Here is a 22,185-nt window from a genome sequence, read left to right as displayed (position 1 = left end):
ATCAGGAAACAGATACCTCTTTGTGTTTTAGAATTCAAAACTAAATCCTTTTTCAGTAAGTTTTTTATAAGTATCAGAATCGAATTTGTACAATTTAGCCGCTCTGTGCGATACAGCTTTTTGTTTTTCATCGAGTTCAACAAGCAATTTCATATGGAGAATTTTTCTTCGGAAATTAGATTTGTCTAATTCGATTCCTAAAATTTCTTCATACAAATGCATTAATTGCAATAAGGTAAATTTTTCAGGTAAAAGATTAAAACCAATTGGAGCCTGACGAACGCGATTACGCAACTGCATCAAACTAAAGTTGAGGATTTCGCTATGGTCGAAAATTAATTCGGGAACCATATCAATCTTGTGCCACTTTGCTTCAATGACAGATAAACTTGCTTTGATATTATAATCTTCACGATTGACCAAAGTATAATAACCAATAGTAACCACTCGTCTTTCAGGCACACGATCCGGATTTGTAAAAGCTTTTAACTGCTCTAAATATATATTATCCAGACTCGTAAGCTCATACACAATGCGGTGTGCGGCATCATCAGCGCTTTCTTCTCTCTTCATGTATCCGCCCAGAAGTCCCCATTTACCTATGCTTTCTCCTTCAGCGTGCTGAACTAAAAGTACTTCGAGACTTGCTTTATTAAATCCAAAAATAACGCAGTCAATCGTCATTCCGTCTATTTCCGGAGTAGTCGTTTTATTGGTAGTATCCGAAATGTTTTTAGAAGATAAAAAAGTCATTTGCTAAGATTGTCGATAGTTTTAAAATTCAAAATTGAATCCCTTTTCGGTGAGTTTGTTGTAAATCTCCGGATCAAATTTATACAATTTAGCAGCTCTATGCGAAACATCTTGCTGTTTTTCGTCTAATGCAACTAATAATTTCATGTGAAGAATTTTTCTTCGGAAATTAGATTTATCCATTTCTACACCTAAAATCTCTTCATACAAATGCATCAATTGCAATAAAGTAAATTTTTCAGGCAAAAGATTGAATCCAAGCGGTGCCTGGCGTACTCTGTTTTGAAGATGTTTTAAACTATAAGCCAAAATTTCGTTATGATCATAAATCAAATCCGGAATGCTATTGATCTTATACCACTTGGCATCAGAAGCCGTAAAACCTGCTTTAATATTATAATCTTCTCGTTTTACCAAAGCATAATAACCTATAGTGATAACGCGTCGAAGCGGAAAACGATCCGGATCTCCAAATGCTTTTAGCTGTTCTAAGTAGATGTTATCCAGACCCGTAAGTTCGTTTAGTAAACGATGCGCGGCATTGTCTGTACTTTCCTTTTTATAAATCCATCCTCCCGGAAGTCCCCATTTTCCTTTACTGATACCTTCTCCGTGTTGTACCAATAGTACTTCTAAACTCCCTTTATCAAATCCAAATATGACACAGTCAATCGTGATCGCATTCATTGCGGTTTGTTCGGCTTTTAAAGCTGAATCGTCGGCTACATTTTTGACCATATGCTACTTAAATTTTAAACAAATTAAATAAATAAAATGACTAGTTGCTTTTATAAATCCTTTATATTTTTTTTAACGAAATAATTTTCTGACAATCAGCTGTTTGTAATTTGTTAAAAAAAGTCATTCTTAAATTATAATTCCTAAACGGCTGATTGTCAAATTGCTAATTCGTTATTTTTTTGATATTTTTTTATTCTATTTAAGCCAATATTTTATTGTATTCATAAAAATGAGGATCCAATTATCAGAATTGAAAAAATATAACCCTAATATTTTGTTAATATAGAAAAAATGTTTTACACTTGTAGTCAAATTAACCATAAGATAAGTTCAGTTTGACTATAAGTTTAAAAAGGACAAATCTATAACTAACTTAAAATACCACCAAATGTTTTTTTTAGGAATTGATTTAGGAAGCTCTTCGATAAAATTATCAGTTTTCGATCCCAAAAAAGGAGCGACCATTGGAGCCGTTAGCGTTCCTGATTTTGAAATGCCAATTATTGCTCAGGAATTTGGCTGGGCAGAACAAGATCCTGAATCATGGTGGCAATTTGTAAAAGACGGAATCAAACAATTAGGTTCAAAATCTAATATTGATTTAAAGAAAATTGCCGGAATAGGGATTGCCTATCAAATGCACGGTTTGGTTTTAACCGATGAAAATTTGAATCCCGTTCGTTCTTCGATTATTTGGTGCGACAGTCGTGCAGCCATTATTGGAGATGAGATTTATGCTAAAATGGGTGCTGAGAATTCTCAAAAACAAATTTTAGGAAGCCCCGGAAACTTTACAGCATCAAAACTAAAATGGGTAAAAGACAATCAGCCGGAAGTTTTTGCAAAAGCAAAATACATGATGCTTCCAGGCGATTTTATTGCTGCGAAATTATCAAAAGTGGCTCAAATTAGTACTTCAGGATTGTCAGAAGCCGCTTTGTGGAATTTCTCTGAAGGAAAACTAGCAACAGAAATCCTTTCTCAAATGGGATTATCATCAGATATAGTTCCGGAAATTGTCTCCAATTTTGGAATTCAGTCAACCATTCACCCGGAAATAGCACAAGAATTAGGGTTAAATCCTAATGCAAAAATTACTTACAGAGCAGGAGATCAGCCCAACAATGCATTGTCATTGAATGTTTTGAAACCAGGCGAAATTGCTACGACAGCCGGAACTTCGGCAGTGGTTTATGCCGTAAGCGATCAGGATGCTTACGACAAACAAAACAGAATCAATACTTTTTTACACGTCAACAATACAGAAACTGAAAAACGCAACGGTGTTATGGTATGCATTAACGGTTCTGGAATTTTATACCAATGGTTACGCAAAATCATGTCGGTCGACAGAGCGGAATTAATTGCGTACGAAAAACTAAATGCCGAAGCTGCAAAAGTGGCGGCAGGTAGCAACGGACTTCGTTTTTACCCTTTCGGAAATGGTGTTGAACGTATCTTCAACAATAAAAATGCCACTTCGGGAATTCAGAATTTAAACTTCAATATTCATCAACCCTCACATTTGGTGCGTGCAGCCTGCGAAGGAATCGTGTTTGCCATGAATTACGGTTTTGATGTGATGAAAGAAGTTGGAGTTTCTGGAACTATAGTTCGCGCCGGAAATTCGAACTTATTTTTAAGTCCGGTTTTTAGAGAAATCTTCACCAATACAACACAAACAACTTTAGAATTATACAATACATCCGGAGCCGAAGGTGCAGCAAGAGGTGCCGCTTACGGTTTAGGATTTTACAATTCGCTGGACGAAGCTTTCGCAGGATTGCAATGTTTAGAAAGAATTGAACCCAACAAAATCCTGACATCGCAATATCAGGATTACTATCAGGAATGGAAAAGTCAAATTAAAATAGAACAATAATAATGAGCACAACTAATCAATATTTTAAAAACATCGATACTATTAAGTTCGAAGGCAGAGAAAGTACTAACCCATTGGCATTTAAATGGTACGACGAAAATCGTGTTGTTGCGGGAAAAACGTTGAAAGAGCATTTACGTTTTTCAATGGCATACTGGCACACGCTATGTAACACAGGTGGAGATCCGTTTGGAGCTTCGACTGAAACTTTCTCCTGGGATAAAAACGAAAACGTGATCTTAAGAGCCAAAGACAAAATGGATGCGGCTTTTGAATTCATGACAAAATTAGGTTTGCCTTACTATTGTTTTCATGATGTAGATGTGGTAGATGACGCACCAACATTGGCAGAATTTGAAACTCGTATTCAGACTATGGTTGAATATGCAAAACAAAAACAACAAGAATCCGGAATTAAATTGTTGTGGGGAACTTCAAACTTATTCAGCAATCCTCGCTATATGAATGGTGCAGCGACAAACCCAAACTTTGATGTTTTGGCGTATGCAGGAGCTCAGGCAAAAATTGCAATCGATGCAACAATTGCTCTTGGCGGAGAAAATTATGTTTTCTGGGGAGGTCGTGAAGGATACATGAGTTTGTTGAACACAGACATGAAAAGAGAACTAGACCATTTAGGAAGATTCTTAAATACTTGTAAAGATTATGCTCGTAAAGAAGGTTTTAAAGGAAACTTCCTGATCGAACCAAAACCAATGGAACCTACAAAACATCAATACGATTATGATGCAGCGACTTCATTAGGTTTCATTAATAAGTACGGACTTCAAAATGATTTCAAATTAAACCTTGAAGTAAACCACGCAACGCTTGCCGGACATTCGTTCGAGCACGAATTGCAGGTTGCTGTTGATGCCGGAATGTTAGGAAGCATTGATGCCAACAGAGGTGATTACCAAAACGGTTGGGATACAGATCAATTCCCTATCAATCTTCAGGAAGTGACTCAGGCAATGTTAGTTATCCTTGAAGGTGGAGGAATTCAGGGTGGAGGCGTAAACTTCGATGCAAAAGTGAGAAGAAATTCAATCGATTTAGAAGATAAATTCATTGCGCACATTGCAGGAATGGATGTTTTTGCAAGAGGATTAATCTGCGCAGATCACATACTACAAAATACAGATTACAGAAAATTACGCACGCAGCGTTACAGTTCATTTGACGGCGGAAACGGAGCGAAGTTCGAAAACGGAGAATTATCTCTTGAAGATCTTAGCAAAATTGCCCGTGCAAGTGGAGAACCTCAACCACTAAGTGGAAGACAGGAATTATTCGAACAGATTATTTCGAATGCGTACTAAGACTAAAAATTACTAACTATAATTTAAACCAATTCTTAACTATTATGAAAAGCAAACATTGTATTAAAACAACACCGCTCTCGTTTTGTATGGCGCTGTTGCTTAGTGTATTTATGATGCAGTCCGGTTTTGCCCAAGAGCAATCGATAACCGGAAATGTAAAATCAGGAGATGATGGTATGAGTGTTCCCGGTGCTACTGTAGCTATCGAAGGCACGAAGACAGCAACATCTACAGATTTTGATGGAAATTTTAAATTAGACGCCAAAACGGGTAACGTAATCGTGATCAGTTTTATGGGATTTAAAACGCAACGTATTACCATTGGAACTCAAAAAACAATCGCTGTTACTTTACAAACAGAAGCGGCAGATCTTAAAGAGGTTGTCGTTATTGGGTACGGTTCACAAAAGAAAACACTTGTTACTAATGCTGTTACTCAGGTGAGCGGAGAAAATCTTGCCAAAACCAATACAACCAATGCACTACAGGCACTTCAGGGGCAGGCAGCGGGTATCCAGATTACCTCTACTTCAGGGCAACCGGGAGAAGGATTAAATGTGGTAATTAGAGGTGTGGGTTCAACAGCAGGAAGCAGTCCGTTATATGTTGTAGACGGAATACTTACAACAGATATTTCTTATTTGAGCAATTCAGATATCGAATCTATTTCTGTATTAAAGGATGCTGCATCTGCTGCAATCTATGGTTCTCAAGCTTCTAACGGAGTTGTTTTGGTAACAACCAAAAAAGGAAAAAGAGGTTCTGCAGGACAAGTTACTTTTGATCAGTATTATGGAGTACAATCAGTATCCAGAAAAGTTGATTTACTAGATGCAACAGAATATGCTACTATCTTGAATGAAGCAGCTGTAAATTCAGGGAAAAATCCATATTTCTCCAACAGCCAGATTGCTTCAATGGGAAAAGGAACCAACTGGATGGATAAAATGTTAGTAGATAATGCAGCGACTAAAAACTTCTCATTTGGTGTTTCCGGTGGTTCAGATACTTCTGTTTATTCCTCATCTTTATCGTATTTAGGACAAGAAGGAGTTGTAGGAGGTAAAGATTTATCAAACTATGAGCGTTATAATTTCAGATTCAATTCAGAACATAAATTATACAAAGATGTATTGACTTTTGGTCAGAACTTAAGTTTTGCTTACATCAATAAAAACGGAATTGGAGTTGGAAATCAGTACAGCAATTCTTTAAGAAGTGCTTTCCAGGTATCACCATTATTACCAATGTACGATGCAAATGGTAACTATTACGATAGTACCAAGAACAGCGAGCCTTGGTTAGCGGGTCAGGCAAATCCTTATGCATTAATGGAGTACAACAATCAAAATGAAAATAACAACCAAAAATTATTGGGTAATGTTTATTTGCAAATTGAGCCAATAAAAAACTTAACATTCAAAACTACTTTAGGTCTTGATTATTATGCTGGCGAAGGACATTCTTATTCTCCTAAATATCAATTGTCGATTTATGCAAACAGTGCTTTTGATAAAGTAAATCAAAACATGAACAAAGGTAAAACACTTACCTGGGATAACTTATTGACGTATAAATTTAATGTGGCCGAAACGCATCATTTTGAAGCAATGGTGGGAACATCGTCTATTAATTTTGACGGAACGACTATATCGGCTACAAATGCAGATTCGTTTTTTGATGATTTAGAACATGCCTGGTTAGACAATACGACTAATAAAGACGGAGCTAAAATAGCATTAAATGGTATCAAGCAACAGACTAAAAGAATGTCTTATTTTGGTAGGTTAAACTATAATTTTAGAGAAACCTATTTATTAAATGCCACTTTTAGAGTTGATGGATCTTCTATTTTTTCTAAAGAAAATGAGTGGGGATATTTCCCATCAGTTTCAGCAGGTTGGATTGCATCAAACGAAGAATTTTTAAGAGATTCAAAAGTGATCAATTTTCTTAAGTTAAGAGCATCCTGGGGGCAAGTTGGAAATCAGAACGCAAGAGCTTTTCAATATCTGTCACCAATAAAAGTGAATAATACTAATTATAATTTTGGAGACGAAGAAGGAGTACTTACTCCGGGAGCATACCCGGACAGATTATCTAATCTGGATTTAAAATGGGAAACTTCAGAGCAAATTGACCTTGGTCTTGATGCAAGATTTTTAGACAATGCATTGAATTTTACGGTTGATTTTTATAAGAAAACAAACAAAGACTGGTTAATATTAGCTCCAATTTCAGGAATTAAAGGTGCTAACCCACCATTTATTAACGGAGGAAATGTTGTAAATAAAGGTGTTGAGGTAAGTTTGAATTACCAAAACAGTATTGGAGATTTTAAATACAGTGTGAGTGCAAATGGTGCTTACAATAAAAACACAGTAGGTGAGATACCTGCAGACGGTGGAATAATTCACGGTTTACCAAATGAACTTTATGATAATTCACCTGAATTTTACAGAGCACAAAACGGATATCCGTTAGGCTATTTCTGGGGATATAAAACTGGAGGTGTTTTCCAGAATCAGGCACAGATCGACAATTATAAATCGGCAAACGGTGTAGTATTACAACCTACTGCAGCTCCTGGAGATATTATTTATGTAAATACAAACGGAGATGATAAAATTGACGCTACCGATAAAACAAGTATAGGAAATCCTAATCCTGACTTTACTTACGGATTCTCTTTATCTGCAAGTTATAAAGCTTTTGACTTTTCTCTTTTAGCAAATGGAGTAGCAGGAAACCAAATTGTACAATCGTACAGAAACCAATCTGGTGCTTACGGAAATTATACTTCTGCAATATTAGATCGTTGGCACGGAGAAGGATCTTCTAACACAGTACCAAGAGTAACAGAAGACAACAGAAACTTTACACAGTTTTCTGACTTATATGTTCAGGATGGTGATTTCTTAAGAATTAGCACGGTAACATTAGGATTTGATTTGGCAAAAATGAAACAATCAAAACCATTTTTTGCAAGCCAGTTTAGAGTTTACTTTTCAGTATTAAACCTTTACACTTTCACGAAATACAATGGTATGGACCCTGAAATTGGATTTGGATCTTCAAACGATGACCAGAAATTTTCATCAGGTGTAGATGTTGGATATTATCCAAGACCAAGAACATTCATGTTAGGATTAAATGTTAAACTTTAATAAATAAAAAGATGAAAAATACATATTTATATATTTTCTGTTTGAGTTTATTGTCTCTGGGTTCTTGTAGTTTAGAAACAGAGCCTTTGACTCCAATAGATACAAGTTTTTACAAAACCAAAGACGATGCTTATGTAGCATTAGTAGGTTGTTATGATGGAATGCAGGTAGCAACAGGCGGAGCAGGAATGGGAATTCCTGTAATAAGCGAAATAATGTCTGATGATTGTTTTGGAGGTACCGGAAATTCAGATGGTTACAATTATGCCGCTATCGACGAATTTGATATTTCAAGATCTCCCGGAGATACTGATTTACTTAATTCCAACTGGATCGCTTATTACAAAGCAATTTACCGTTGCAATATGTTATTGTCTAAAATGGATCAGATCGAATGGCAGGGAGATACTGCTTTAAGAAATACATACGAATCTGAAACTAGATTCATAAGAGCATATATTTATTTTGAAATGACCCGCTTATGGGGAAGTGTGCCTTTAGTGACAACTCCAGCAGCTGAAGATGAAGCTCAGGCGACTCCAGAAGCAATTTATAAAGTAATAGCAGATGATTTGGTATTTGCATCAAACAATTTACCTACAGAAGCTTATAATGCAAAACCAAACGGACGCATTACAAAATGGGCAGCAAAATCTTTACTAGGGCGTGTTTATTTATATTACACAGGATATTACGGGAAATCTGATTTAGTTGGTGTAGTAAATAAAACTCAGGCTTTAGGACATTTAGAAGATGTTATTGCTTCTAGTGGTCATGGTTTAGTAGCTGATTTTTCTACTTTATGGCCGGCAGCTTCAGTAGATAAGTATGCAGGAGAAGGTAATAGAGAGTTTGTGTTTTCAATAAAATACACTTATACAAGCGACTATAACGGAAATACTGATAGTAACCAATGGATGGTAATGTTTGGTATGAGAGAATTCTCTTCTTATCCATACGGCCGTGGTTGGGGAGTTACCGTAAATTCAAAGTTATGGAATGCTTACAGCGCAACAGATACAAGACGTACTGCAAGTATTATTGGAGTTGATGAAGAAAAGATACCATTTGATAAAAAAAATAGCCAAAGAGAATATACTGGATATTACAACAAAAAATATTCTCCAATGGTGAATAAAGACGGAGTAGATCTTCCTATTGCTATGGGAAGCCAGTTTTGGGATATCAGTCAGTTTCAGGATTATGTCGTGTTAAGATACTCAGATGTTTTATTGATGGCTGCAGAACTAGGAAGTGGAAATGCGCAGCGTTACTTTGATGAAGTTAGAGAAAGAGCTTACAAAGAAAACTTTGTTTCATTACCGGTAAATGCTGATAATATTTTGAATGAAAGACGTCTGGAGTTTGCTCTTGAAGGAGTAAGATACTATGATTTATTACGTCAGGGTATTGGAAAAGCATCTTCTGCCATTGCAGAATCTACAACATTATTAAATGGTGGAGTTCCTACAACAAAAACAATTTCGGCAGGTAAAATTCAGGAAACAAAAGGACTGATCCAAATTCCGAATACTCAGATTACATTATCCGGAGGACTTTTGAAACAAAATGCTGGTTGGTAATTTTAACTAAAAAATCAAAGAAATGAAAAATATTAAATTATTAGTTACATCATTTTTGGTGTTAGCACTAATGCTGGTTTCGTCTTGTTCTCCAGATTCATATGCTCTGGACAGCGCAATGGACAAATCGGATATACATTTTGAAATTACCCAGGATTTAGTAACAGATCCGGGTGGAAACACTGTAATACTAAAAAATACAACTCCCGGAGTGGTATTAAACTGGGATTATGTTACAGGAAAATCAAGTAAGGCAGAACAAAAAGTACAATATGCTTTTAAGGGTACTTATACAATCAAAATTTCTGCAACAACTGGTGGTGGTCTTGTTGAGCTTGATCCGGTAACTATTACGGTAAGTCAGGATAATTTAAACTATGTTAATGATCCGCTTTGGACTGCATTATCTGGTGGAGTTGGCCATAAAAAATCGTGGGTACTTGACAATGGTAAATATGGTTTAGCGCAGGGAGCAATGTCGTATGCAGATCCAAGTACAGTTGTAGAATGGAATAAATTCTCTCCAAACTGGGAACCTGCAGGAAATGCAAATTCAAGTACAGATGCAGATATGCACTGGGGTAGATACATGACATTCAGCCTTGACGGTGGACCATTTATGACTACTCATGAAGCTGACGGAACTAGTATCGAAAGCGGAGCTTATTTCTTAGATGTTAATGCACATACTTTAACAACTACAGGAGCAACTATCCTAAGACCGGACAATTATATTGCAAATGCAAGCAACTGGACAAGTGAAATCAAAGTATTAACACTTACAGACAATCAGTTACGAATTGCAATTAAGAGAACCAACAGCGAAGGACCATGGTGGTACATCTGGAATTTTGTTTCTAAAGAACATGCAGAAACCTACGTTCCTCCAGTTACAGTACCAGTTTTTGACGAAGGTTACAATCCAACTTTTGCCCCTGGCGAATTGTTGACAATGTTAACCGGTGGTGCTGGTGCAGGAAGAGTATGGAAATTAGATGCAGGAGGAAACCCTGTTGACTGGGTAGGAAAAGGTATAGGCTGGACAGTTGATGCCAGCAGCTCTTCTGATTGGGGATGGAACCCTGGCTGGGCTACAGTAGCAGGTAATTCATGGATTCGTTTTGATCAATGGGGAGGTAAATTAAACTATACCCGCAGTCAAAATGGTGTAGTAACTACAGGTTTATTTACCATAAATGCAGCAACCAACGAGATTAATTTAGGAACAGAAACATTGATTCAAAATTCAGATAGCTGGATGAGTCCAACTGTAAATGTTATTAAAGTAGTAAAAGCATACAATAAAGATTATCTTCAAAAAGGTATTTGGTTAGGGACATCTTACGATGCGACTAAAGATGAGTGGTTCGTTTTCCATTACATCATCCCTTAAATAATGGCGGTTTTTATAACTAAAAACCAAATTGTTTAAAAGTATAAAACAACCGGTAGGGGATTTACAAAGTCGCCTATCGGCATGTTTATATTTGTTTTTAAATATTAAAAATCCTTTCAAAATGAAGAATAAAAGAAAATACTTCAATAATGGACTACCATTATTAATGCTAATCGGAATTATCTTGTTGGGCTCTTGCAGCAAAAAAGAGGATGCTTTTGCAAATAGAAAAGTTTCTTTTAATTCAGATTGGAGTTTTCATTTAAATGATAGCATAATTGATAAAGATACCATTGGCACTTCTACCAAATGGAGAACCTTAAACGTTCCTCATGATTGGAGTATCGAAGGTAATTTTGACGAAAAAAGTCCTGCCGGATACGGAGGCGGAGCATTAAACGGAGGTTTAGGCTGGTATAAAAAAACATTCAAAGTTGCTGCTGAAGATAGTAGTAAAGTAACTTCAATTACTTTTGATGGCGTTTACAAAGACAGCGAAGTTTGGGTAAACGGACATTATTTAGGAAAACGTCCAAACGGATACATTGGTTTTCAATATGAAATCTCCAAATACTTAAATTACGGAGATAAAAACAATGAAATTATTGTAAAGGTTGACAATTCAAAACAACCCAATTCACGCTGGTATTCAGGATCAGGAATTTTTAGAAATGTCTGGATCGAAACCACCGATAAACTACACGTTGCACAATGGGGAACTTATATGACAACGCCCAAAGTTACTGCAGAAAAAGCTTCGGTACATTTTGAAACTACCATTCAAAACCAAAACACAGCTTCAAAAAAAGCAACAGTAACCACTACTATTTTTAAAGAAGATACAAAAGTAACATCGGTTACTCAAAATATAACGATTGGTGCAAATGCCAATCAAACCATCAAACAAGAAACTCAGGTAGAAACGCCAATTTTATGGTCTGTTGAAAAACCTGAATTGTATATAGCAGTTACAGAGATTTCGGTAGATGATAAAATTGTAGATCAATACAAAACCAATTTCGGAATCAGGGATTTTAAATTTGATCTTGATAAAGGTTTTATTTTGAATGGAAAACAGGTAAAAATAAAAGGAGTTTGTTTACATCACGATTTAGGTCCGTTGGGTGCAGCTATTAATACGCGTGCTATCGAACGTCAATTGGAAATCATGAAAGAAATGGGCGTAAACGGAATCAGGACTTCTCATAATCCTCCCGCTCCGGAACTTTTAGATCTTTGCGATAAAATGGGTTTCATTGTCATGGATGAAGCTTTCGACATGTGGAAACAAACCAAAACCAAATACGACTACGGAAACGATTGGGACAAATGGCACAAAAAAGATTTAATTGATCAATTGCTGCGCGACCGTAATCATCCAAGTATTTTTGTTTGGAGTATTGGAAACGAAATTCCGGAACAATGGAATGAAAAAGGGGTTGAGATTGCCAAAGAATTAGCCGCAATAACACGTCAATACGATAAAACACGTCCGTTGACAGCAGCGATGAATCCGCCGGTAAATATGAATATTGATGACGTAACGTTACAATTCGAAAAAAATAATGTTCAAATCAATCCGCTTGCAGCATCTGGAGTTTTAGATTTAATTGGTTACAATTATGCGCATCAAACGTACGAACATCATCAAAAGAACTTTCCAAATACACCTTTTATAGCAACAGAAACAACTTCAGGTTTACAAACAAGAGGTTATTATGATGCTGTTTCAGATACCATAAAAAAATGGCCGGTTAGTTGGGATAAAAAATTTGAAGGAGGAAATTCGGGAAATACGGTTTCGGCTTACGATCAGGTACAGACACCTTGGGGTTCTACGCACGAAGCGACCTGGAAAGTAATCAAAAAACACGATTTCCTTTCAGGAATGTACATTTGGACAGGTTTCGATTATATTGGAGAACCAACTCCATACGAATGGCCGTCGATCAGTTCGTATTTCGGAATTGTAGATTTAGCCGGTTTCCCAAAAGACGTTTATTATATGTACCAAAGCGAATGGACAGACAAAACCGTCCTTCACATTTTCCCGCATTGGAACTGGAAAGCAGGACAAACCGTAGACGTTTGGGCTTATTATAATAAAGCAGATGAGGTTGAACTTTTCCTTAACGGAAAATCAGTCGGCATCAGAAGTAAAAAAGGAGATGATTTACATGTAATGTGGAGAATTCCTTTTCAACCCGGAACACTAAAAGCGATTTCCCGTAAAGACGGAAAAACAGTTCTGGAAACCGAAATTAAAACAGCCGGAAATCCTGAAAAATTAAAACTGACAGCAGACAGAAGTAATATTAAAGCCGATGGAAATGATCTGTCATTTGTAACCGTAGACATTCTCGATGCAAAAGGAATTTTGGCACCAAATGCAAACAACGAAATCAATTTCTCATTAAAAGGAAACGGAAAAATTGTTGGCGTTTGCAGCGGAGATCCGGTAAGTCACGAACCGTACAAAGGAACTAAACATAGCGCTTTGGCAGGAAAATGTTTGGTCATTGTTCAGTCGGATACGAAAACAGGAAGACTGGAATTAACCGCTAAAGCGAATGGACTAAAACCGGCCACAATTGTAATTACAGCAGAATAACCACTATTAATAAACTAAAAAAGACACAATGAAAAAAATACAGATAGCCTCATTATCTCTATTCATGGGTTTTGCATTATTGCTTTCGCCAAAAGCGTCAGCACAAATTCAGAACGCAGATGTGCTTAACGCTCCGATAGACATCAGCAAAGATTTTCAGAATTACCTGAATACCTTTTATTTCGCCGATGAATTAGCTTCTTTTGATCCTGCAACAGGAAAAGGAACGATTAAATATCTGAGATATAACTATAAAACACGTCAGGCTTTCAACAACATGATGATGAAACCAGATGTTGAAAAAGCAAACGAATTTCCAACAACAGAGTATGAAGAATCTCCTGTTTTGCCATTCGAAATCCAGTTTGTTTCCGACCGAACCATCAGAATCAAAACAACTTCAGGGCCACAATTTCATCCTCAAAAAGAGTCTTTGATGCTGATAAATGGAGTTGCGCCCAATCATCCTGAATTATGGAAATATTCTAAAATCGAAGGCGGACACAAATACACCAGCAAACACGGAGTTGTAGAAATCTTGACAAAACCTTGGCACGTAAAAATCTACGATGAAAAAGGTAAATTGCTGACCAGTACGCTTCACGATACCGATTTTAAAAACACCTATACACCAACACTTCCGTTCTCGTATGTGCGCAGAAACAGCGATTACTCCAGAAGTATGGGAGCTGCTTTTAGCTTAGAACCGGACGAGAAAATATTTGGTTGTGGAGAATCTTTCACACAATTCAACAAACGCGGACAAAAAGTAGTTTTATGGACGGATGACGCCAACGGAATCCAGAATGAAACCATGTACAAACCAATTCCGTTTTACATGAGCAGCCGTGGTTATGGCGTTTTCATGCACCATTCGACACCTATTACTGTTGACTTTGGAAAATATTTTTCAAGTGCCAACGAAATGTATATTGGTGATGACGAAGCCGATTTATTTTTCTTTATCGGAGAACCAAAAGACGTTCTGGATCAATACACAGATTTGACAGGAAAAGCAGCCATGCCACCACTTTGGTCGTTTGGTTTCTGGATGAGCCGAATCACTTATTTTTCTGAAAAAGAAGGACGTGACGTTGCAAGAGATTTACGTAAATATAAAATTCCAACCGATGTAATTCATTTTGATACCGGTTGGTTTGACGTAGATTGGAGAAACAATTACGAGTTTGCAAAATCTCGTTTCCCGGATGCTACAAAAATGATGTCGGATTTGAAGAAAGACGGTTTCGAGGTTTGTTTATGGCAATTGCCCTATTTCACACCAAAAAATACCTTGTTTCCTGAAATCATGGAAAAAAACTTAGCCGTAAGAGACCGCAAAGGAAATCTTCCTTATGAAGATGCCGTTTTGGATTTTTCTAACCCTGAAACTGTAACCTGGTATCAGGCAAAATTGAAAAAATTATTCGATCAGGGCGTTTCGGTTTTCAAAGTAGATTTTGGAGAAGCAGCACCGCCAGACGGAATTTACCATTCAGGAAGAACAGGTTTTTACGAACACAATTTATACCCGTTACGATACAATAAGGCTGTAGCCGAAATTACCCAAAAAGAAAAAGGATATACTTTAATTTGGGCAAGAAGTACGTGGGCAGGATCTCAGCGTTACCCGTTGCATTGGGGAGGAGATTCTGAAACCTCAAACGGAGCAATGTCGGCAGAATTACGCGGCGGACTTTCATTAGGATTAAGCGGATTCAGTTTCTGGAGTCATGACGTAGGAGGATTTGCCACAAAATCACCAGAGAATTTATACAGAAGATGGGCACCTTTCGGAATGTTTACTTCGCACGTAAGAAGCCACGGCGAACCTCCGCGCGAACCTTGGTTGTATAGCAAAGATTTCCTTGAAGGATTTAGAAAAGCAGATAATATGCGTTACGAATTAATGCCATATATCTACGCTCAGGCAAAAGAAAGTTCTCAAAAAGGATTACCAATGATGCGTGCTTTATTTGTAGAATATCCAAATGATCCGGGAGCATGGTTAGTTGATAATGAATATTTATTTGGATCAAGCATGTTGGTTGCACCGCTTTTTGAAGAAGTAGAAGAAAGAGACGTTTATCTTCCGGAAGGAACCTGGATCGATTATCAAACTAAAAAAGTATACCAATCCGGATGGCATAAAATCAAAGCCGGAGAAGTACCAATTGTAGTGTTAGTAAAAGACGGAACAGCTTTGCCCCACATCGCTTTAGCACAATCTACAAAAGACATGGATTGGAGTAAATTAACATTAAAAGTATACGCAAGTGACAAAACAACTTCGGCGACAGCCAAAGTATTTTTACCGGACGGCGATGCAGTACAAGAAATAAAAGTAACCAAAAACGGAAGCAATTTCGAAGTTGCACCAAATGCATTAAACGGAAAAACCACTTTCAAAACGGAGTGGGTGAAATAAAAAAGGGTTGCCACAGATTAAAATAATTAAAAATTGAGAATTAAAAATTAAAAATCTGCCGAATCTGCGTGAAAAAAATTAAACACATAGAAACATAGGTTTCTTATTCTTTAAAAAAGAAGACGAAAAGAAACCAGTTTCTTCACACATAGCTATGTTTGTTAATGCAAGTGAAACGCCTTTTTTAAGTCTACAAAATCCTATGTTTCTATGTGTTTAAAATAAAATAATCCCAACTTAGGATAAAAAATAAGTTTTTGTTGAGTTTCTAAATCGGGTGAAAGCACTAGCAACACCCGATTTATTAAAAATGAATTAAGAAAAATATCATGAAAAATTACCTCATTCTTCCCGCTTTAATCCTTTCAGTTTCGATGGGATACAGTCAGAAAAACAAAAATGCTTACGAATTGGCATCGCCAAACGGGCAAAACAAAATCAAATTCGAGTTAGTAAAAAACGCTCCTAAATATGCTGTGTCACACGGGAAAACCGAAGTGATTACACCATCAGATTTAGGATTTTTACTAAAAGGAAATGAAGACTTTAGTTCTAATTTCGAAATCAAAAATGTAAAAAACTCAACCTTCGATGAAACCTGGGAACAAGTTTGGGGAGAAAAGAAAAACATCAGAAATCACTACAATCAGTTAGTAGTCGAGTTACAGCAAAAAAGCGGCAACAAACGTAAATTAGAAATTCAGTTTCGTGCTTTCGATGACGGAGTAGCTTTTAGATATGTATATCCAAAACAAAATGTAAAAGACAGTATTTTCATTATGGATGAAAAAACGACTTTTAACCTGAAAGAAGATGGAAAAGCATGGTGGATTCCGGCCAATAGAGAAAACAGAGATGAATATTTGTTTGAAGAAGCACCGGTTAGTAAACTCGATACCGTTTTAACACCGTTAACAATCGAAAGTAAAAGCGGATTAGCATTAAGTTTTCACGAAGCAAACCTTATTGATTATGCAAGTACAACTTTGGTAAACAATGTAGGAACACAACTAAAAACAGATCTTGTGCCTTGGTCAGATGGTGTAAAAGTTCGTGTAAAAGATACTTTCACATCTTCGTGGAGAACCATTCAGATTGGAGAAAAACCAACAGATTTAATTACATCTTATCTGATTTTAAACCTGAACGAACCAAATAAGCTAAAAAATACAGACAGTTATTTTAAACCTTATAAATATCTTGGAATTTGGTGGGGAATGCACATTGGAAAATATACTTTCTGGGAAAGTAACAAACAAGGCGCAACCACAAAACACGCTGAAGAATATATCGATTTTACCGCAAAAGAAGGATTTCATCATTTATTGATCGAAGGATGGAACAAAGGCTGGACGCCGGGTTGGTATGAAAACCGCATGCACATGTTTAGTTTTACAAAAAATGCAGACAATTTCGACCTAGAAAAAGTAGTAGAATATGCAAAGAAAAAAGATATTGAATTAATTGGATATCACGAAACAGGTTCGAACCTGATCAATTATTTACAACAAGTTGACGAAGGTTTTGCTTTATACAAAAAACTCGGAATTCATACGGTAAAAATTGGACACGTAGGTTCTAAATTAAACATGAAAGAAATGCACTTCGGGCAATTTGGAGTAAACTATTTCAGATATATTTTAGAAAAAGCAGCACAATACGATTTAGCCGTTTTATACCACGAATCGATTAAAGACACGGGAGAACGCAGAACTTTCCCCAACATGGTTTCGAGAGAAGCAGCGCGCGGACAAGAATATAATGCATGGAGCGAAGGAAATCCGCCTAACCATTTAAGCATTATTCCGTTTACAAGATTACTTTCTGGACCAATGGATTTTACACCTGGAATTTTCGATGTTGAGGTAAAACAAGGATATCCGGGAAAAAGAATTCAGGGAACCGTGGGGCAGCAATTGGCGATTTATGTAACAACCTATTCTCCAATTCAAATGTTGGCCGATCTTCCTGAAAATTACGAAGGAAAACCAGCATTACAATTCTTGAAAGATGTACCAACAGACTGGGAAGACACAAAAGTACTGAACGGCGAAATTGGTCAATACATTACAACAGTTCGTAAAGACAGAAATAGTGCCGATTGGTTTTTAGGAAGTATCACCAATGAAAATGCAAGAGATCTTGAAATTTCATTATCATTCTTAGATAAAAATGCGACATACGAAGCACAAATTTATGCTGATGCCGAAGGAACAGATCAAAAACACAATCCGGAAGCAGTAGCAATTTCGAAGAAAACCGTTAAAGCTTCAGACTCACTAAAATTACATTTAGGCGGAGCAGGAGGAACAGCAATTAGATTCAAAAAATTATAGATATAGAATTTCAAACCCGACAGATTTTTAAAACCTGTCGGGTTTATCAACGTAACGATTAGATTTTGTTATAATAACAGGTTTCTAAAACCTGTTAGGTATTTACCAGGCACAACAATTAGATTTTAAAAATATAATTTATAAAAATTCAGACCCGATACGTTTCAAAAAAAGGTTTCGGGTTTAATAACCACAATTTTTTTAAATGAAAAACCTCACCCTGCATATTGTTTTTCTTTTGTCGGTCAATTTGGTGTTATCACAACAAAAGCAATATCCTTTTCAGGATCCTAAATTAGATACTGAAAAGCGTATTGATAATTTGTTATCATTGATGACCCTGGATGAAAAAGTTCAGGCTCTAAGCACGAATCCGTCGATAAAAAGATTAGGCGTTACAGGAACAGGACATGTAGAAGGATTGCATGGTTTGGCACTTGGCGGACCGGGAGAATGGGGCGGAAAAAACAAACAACCCGTTACAACCACCACTTTTCCTCAAGCTTACGGTTTAGGAGAAACCTGGGATGTTGATTTGCTTCAAAAAGTAGCACAAGTTGAAGGTTACGAAACACGTTATGCATTCCAGAAATACCATCGCGGCGGATTAGTCGTTCGCGCTCCAAATGCAGATATCGCAAGAGATCCGCGTTGGGGTCGTACCGAAGAAAGTTATGGCGAAGATGCTTTTTTTAACGGAAAAATGACCGTTGCTTTTGTAAAAGGATTGCAGGGAAATAACCCAAAATATTGGCAAACAGCTTCGTTAATGAAACATTTTCTGGCCAACAGTAATGAAGATGGCAGAACCTATACATCGTCTGATTTTGACGAAAGATTGTGGCGTGAATATTATGCTTTGCCTTTTTATATGGGCGTTGTCGAAGGCGGCTCGCGAGCGTATATGGCGGCCTATAATAAAGTAAACGGAATTCCGGCAATGGTACATCCGATGCTTAAAAATATTACCCAAAAAGAATGGGGACAAAACGGAATTATTTGCACCGATGGAGGCGCATTCAAATTATTACTTTCAGATCATAAATATTACGACAATCAATATCTTGGTGCTGAAGCTGCGGTAAAAGCAGGAATCAATCAGTTTTTAGATGAATATATCGAAGGCGTTTACGGAGCACTTTCGCATGGATATTTAAAAGAAAAAGATATTGATGCTGTTATTCGCGGTAATTACAGAGTCATGATCAAACTTGGGATGTTGGATGTTTCAGATGAAAATCCATATTCTAAAATTGGAACAGAAAAAGATACCATTGATCCGTGGAAAACCGAAGCGCATAAAAAAATCGCTTTAGAAGCCACTCAAAAATCGATTGTATTACTTAAAAATGATTCGGGATTATTGCCTTTACAAAAAGAGAAACTAAAAACAATTGCCGTAATCGGACCTCGTGCTGATGAAGTATTGCTGGATTGGTACAGCGGAACTCCTCCGTATACAATTTCTCCTTTACAGGGAATTAAAAATAAATTGGGAAGCAACGTTGAAATCCTTTACGCTAAAAACAACATCGACGGCAAAGCAGCAGAAATTGCTAAAAAAGCAGATGCTGTAATTGTTATCGTTGGAAATCATCCGGTTTGTAACGCCGGTTGGGCAAATTGCCCCGTTCCGAGTGAAGGAAAAGAAGCCGTGGATCGTCAATCATTGACTTTAGAACAAGAAGACTTAATTAAAGTTGTGCATCAGGCCAATCCTAAAACTGTTGTTGCCCTGATTAGCAGTTTTCCATACGCCATAAACTGGACACAAGAACACATTCCGGCAATTGTACACATGACACAAAACAGTCAGGAAACCGGAACGGCTTTGGCCGATGTTTTATTTGGAGATTATAATCCCGCCGGACGATTAACGCAAACCTGGGTAAAAGACATTACCGATTTACCTGAATTATTAGATTATAATATCCGCAATGGCAGAACGTATATGTATTTTAAAGGCAAACCCTTATATGCTTTTGGTCACGGATTGAGTTATACTACTTTCAAATACAATTCGGTTGAAACCAATTCTGAAACCATTCCGAAAAATGGAGAATTAAAAGTTACCGTTTCTATTACCAATACAGGAACCAAAGATGGAGACGAAGTTGTTCAGTTGTATGTAAAACAATTAAATTCAAAAGTAGAACGTGCCCAAAAAGAACTAAAAGCATTTCAGAGAGTTTTCTTTAAAGCCGGAGAGACCAGGAATGTTTCTTTAATTTTAAAAGCTAAAGATTTAGAATATTGGAATACAGCCAAACAACAATTCGAACTCGAAAATAATGCAATTGAGATTCAAGTAGGAAGTGCTTCGGATGCTATTCTTCTCAATAAAAATATAACTGTCAAATAATATTATGATGAAAAGAAATTTAATACTACTCTATATCTTATTTTGTCTGACAAATATTCAATTGTTTGGACAAAATAATGCTCAAAACAGAATCATAAAGGTAGATTACAACAAAACTTCGGGCGCTTTAAACACCATGTTCAAAGAATGTATTGGTGCCGGAAGAGCAAACGAAGGCCTGCGCGCCGACTGGCAACAGCAATTGGCCATGACCAAAAAAGAATGTGATTTTAAATACATCAGAATGCATGGTTTATTGTCTGATGATATGGCGGTTTACAGAGAAGATTCAAAAGGAAATCCCGAATACAATTACCAATATATTGATGCTTTGTATGATTTTCTTTTAAGTATTAAAATAAAACCTTTTGTAGAACTAGGTTTTATGCCTAATGCATTAGCAAGCGGAAGTCAGACTATTTTTTGGTGGAAAGGAAATGTAACTCCTCCAAAAGATTATAAAAAGTGGGAAGATTTAATTCGAAATTTAACCCAACATTTCACAGAACGTTACGGAGCCGAAGAAGTAAAAACATGGTATTTTGAAGTTTGGAACGAACCTAATTTAACACCGGGTTTCTGGACAGGAACTCAGGCAGAATATTTCAAATTATATGAATATGCAGCACGCGGTATAAAATCTGTAAATCCTGCATACAAAGTGGGCGGACCAGCAACGGCGGGAGCAGCTTGGGTTCCGGAAACAATAGATTTCTGTGCGAAGAATAATGTGCCGTTAGATTTTATTTCGACACATACTTATGGCGTAAAACAAGGATTTCTAGACGAATTTGGGACTACAGGAACTGTTCTTAATAAAGAAGAATCGAGTATAAGCGGAGATGTAATCAATTCACGCAAACAAATTTCAAATTCGGCTAAGCCAAATCTTGAATTGCATTATACAGAATGGAGTTCTTCCTATACTCCGGCAGATCCTGTTCACGACAGTTACCATTCAGCAGCGTATATTTTGCAAAAGCTAAAACAAGTTGGCAATGCTGCAAACTCGATGTCGTATTGGGTTTTTACCGATATTTTTGAAGAACCGGGTCCAAGATTCACGCCTTTTCACGGAGGTTTCGGATTATTGAATACGCAGGGAATCAAAAAACCCGCCTATTTCTCTTATGCCTTTCTAAATAAATTAGGCGAAACAGAACTTCAAAATAAAGACAGTTCTTCATGGGTAACTAAAAATAAAAAAGGAGATGTTCAGTTGCTGTTTTGGGATTTTACCAATACACATCCGGGAGATTCAGTTAATAATCAATCGTATTATATTAAAGATTTACCCTCTCAACCCAAAGGAAGCGTAAAGATTGAAATTGATGGTTTGCAAAAAGGAAACTATACTTTAGAAATATATAAAGTAGGATATAAAGTCAATGACGCTTACGCCGATTATCTGGCTTTGGGAAAACCAAGTCAGTTAAATCGTGAACAAGTTCAAAAGATAAAAGAAAAAAATAATGGCGCTTTGATCGCAACAGAAAAAGTAACCATCAATGCAAAAGGAACTTACAGTAAAGTATATAAAATGAATGAGAACGATGTCGTCTTGTTCAATTTGGTAAAACAATAATTCATTAAAAACAGCT

The 22,185-nt window shown here is 36.7% G+C and carries 12 protein-coding genes; 10 read left to right on the top strand and 2 right to left on the bottom strand.

What is annotated here, in order from left to right:
• Window positions 1–27: 27 nt before the first annotated feature.
• Both ACIDC4_RS02695 and ACIDC4_RS02690 read right to left on the bottom strand, forming a co-directional pair.
• Complete coding sequence (locus tag ACIDC4_RS02695; RefSeq protein WP_412044364.1) at window positions 28–753, bottom strand: NUDIX hydrolase; 726 nt, start codon at window positions 751–753, stop codon at window positions 28–30.
• Window positions 754–774: 21 nt separating this feature from the next.
• Window positions 775–1,491 (bottom strand): NUDIX hydrolase, encoded by a 717-nt coding sequence (locus ACIDC4_RS02690; RefSeq protein WP_412044363.1) that lies wholly within the window; start codon window positions 1,489–1,491, stop codon window positions 775–777.
• Window positions 1,492–1,882: 391 nt separating this feature from the next.
• On the opposite strand from ACIDC4_RS02690, the gene ACIDC4_RS02685 reads away from it, so the two are divergent.
• The 10 genes from ACIDC4_RS02685 to ACIDC4_RS02640 all read left to right on the top strand — a co-directional run bounded on the left by ACIDC4_RS02685 (window position 1,883) and on the right by ACIDC4_RS02640 (window position 22,169).
• Window positions 1,883–3,376 (top strand): xylulokinase, encoded by a 1,494-nt coding sequence (locus ACIDC4_RS02685; RefSeq protein ID WP_412044362.1) that lies wholly within the window; start codon window positions 1,883–1,885, stop codon window positions 3,374–3,376.
• Between the two features lie 2 nt (window positions 3,377–3,378).
• Window positions 3,379–4,698, top strand: a complete 1,320-nt coding sequence (gene xylA / locus ACIDC4_RS02680; RefSeq protein ID WP_412044361.1) for a xylose isomerase — start codon at window positions 3,379–3,381, stop codon at window positions 4,696–4,698.
• Window positions 4,699–4,742: 44 nt separating this feature from the next.
• Window positions 4,743–7,868 carry a SusC/RagA family TonB-linked outer membrane protein gene (locus ACIDC4_RS02675; protein ID WP_412044360.1) on the top strand — a complete coding sequence of 1,042 codons (3,126 nt, stop codon included), beginning with the start codon at window positions 4,743–4,745 and terminating at the stop codon, window positions 7,866–7,868.
• 11 nt (window positions 7,869–7,879) lie between these two features.
• Window positions 7,880–9,451: a RagB/SusD family nutrient uptake outer membrane protein gene (locus ACIDC4_RS02670; RefSeq protein ID WP_412044359.1), complete on the top strand. Its 1,572-nt coding sequence runs from the start codon at window positions 7,880–7,882 to the stop codon at window positions 9,449–9,451.
• 22 nt (window positions 9,452–9,473) lie between these two features.
• Entirely contained in the window at window positions 9,474–10,844 is a 1,371-nt protein-coding gene (locus tag ACIDC4_RS02665) for a hypothetical protein (protein ID WP_412044358.1), read from the top strand.
• Between the two features lie 124 nt (window positions 10,845–10,968).
• Window positions 10,969–13,458 carry a glycoside hydrolase family 2 TIM barrel-domain containing protein gene (locus ACIDC4_RS02660; RefSeq protein WP_412044357.1) on the top strand — a complete coding sequence of 830 codons (2,490 nt, stop codon included), beginning with the start codon at window positions 10,969–10,971 and terminating at the stop codon, window positions 13,456–13,458.
• Between the two features lie 28 nt (window positions 13,459–13,486).
• Window positions 13,487–15,886, top strand: coding sequence for a glycoside hydrolase family 31 protein (locus tag ACIDC4_RS02655; protein WP_412044356.1), 2,400 nt, complete (start codon window positions 13,487–13,489; stop codon window positions 15,884–15,886).
• A gap of 329 nt (window positions 15,887–16,215) precedes the next feature.
• Window positions 16,216–18,222, top strand: coding sequence for a glycoside hydrolase family 97 protein (locus ACIDC4_RS02650; protein WP_412044355.1), 2,007 nt, complete (start codon window positions 16,216–16,218; stop codon window positions 18,220–18,222).
• 205 nt (window positions 18,223–18,427) lie between these two features.
• Complete coding sequence (locus ACIDC4_RS02645) at window positions 18,428–20,584, top strand: glycoside hydrolase family 3 C-terminal domain-containing protein (RefSeq protein WP_412044354.1); 2,157 nt, start codon at window positions 18,428–18,430, stop codon at window positions 20,582–20,584.
• 7 nt (window positions 20,585–20,591) lie between these two features.
• The gene (locus tag ACIDC4_RS02640; protein WP_412044353.1) at window positions 20,592–22,169 is read left to right on the top strand and encodes a GH39 family glycosyl hydrolase; all 1,578 of its coding nucleotides are present in this window, start codon (window positions 20,592–20,594) and stop codon (window positions 22,167–22,169) included.
• Window positions 22,170–22,185 lie beyond the last annotated feature (16 nt).

Origin of the sequence: Flavobacterium sp. C3NV (genome assembly GCF_046825355.2) — a bacterium.
Lineage (GTDB): Bacteria > Bacteroidota > Bacteroidia > Flavobacteriales > Flavobacteriaceae > Flavobacterium.
This window is presented reverse-complemented; position numbering and strand designations above follow the sequence as displayed.

Coding starts and splice junctions, on each gene's coding strand:
- ACIDC4_RS02665 (WP_412044358.1), top strand. CDS start 9,474: ATGAAAAATATTAAATTATTAGTTACATCATTTTTGGTGTTAGCACTA.
- ACIDC4_RS02645 (WP_412044354.1), top strand. CDS start 18,428: ATGAAAAACCTCACCCTGCATATTGTTTTTCTTTTGTCGGTCAATTTG.
- ACIDC4_RS02670 (WP_412044359.1), top strand. CDS start 7,880: ATGAAAAATACATATTTATATATTTTCTGTTTGAGTTTATTGTCTCTG.
- ACIDC4_RS02660 (WP_412044357.1), top strand. CDS start 10,969: ATGAAGAATAAAAGAAAATACTTCAATAATGGACTACCATTATTAATG.
- ACIDC4_RS02640 (WP_412044353.1), top strand. CDS start 20,592: ATGAAAAGAAATTTAATACTACTCTATATCTTATTTTGTCTGACAAAT.
- ACIDC4_RS02675 (WP_412044360.1), top strand. CDS start 4,743: ATGAAAAGCAAACATTGTATTAAAACAACACCGCTCTCGTTTTGTATG.
- ACIDC4_RS02695 (WP_412044364.1), bottom strand. CDS start 753: ATGACTTTTTTATCTTCTAAAAACATTTCGGATACTACCAATAAAACG.
- ACIDC4_RS02685 (WP_412044362.1), top strand. CDS start 1,883: ATGTTTTTTTTAGGAATTGATTTAGGAAGCTCTTCGATAAAATTATCA.
- ACIDC4_RS02650 (WP_412044355.1), top strand. CDS start 16,216: ATGAAAAATTACCTCATTCTTCCCGCTTTAATCCTTTCAGTTTCGATG.
- ACIDC4_RS02655 (WP_412044356.1), top strand. CDS start 13,487: ATGAAAAAAATACAGATAGCCTCATTATCTCTATTCATGGGTTTTGCA.
- xylA (WP_412044361.1), top strand. CDS start 3,379: ATGAGCACAACTAATCAATATTTTAAAAACATCGATACTATTAAGTTC.
- ACIDC4_RS02690 (WP_412044363.1), bottom strand. CDS start 1,491: ATGGTCAAAAATGTAGCCGACGATTCAGCTTTAAAAGCCGAACAAACC.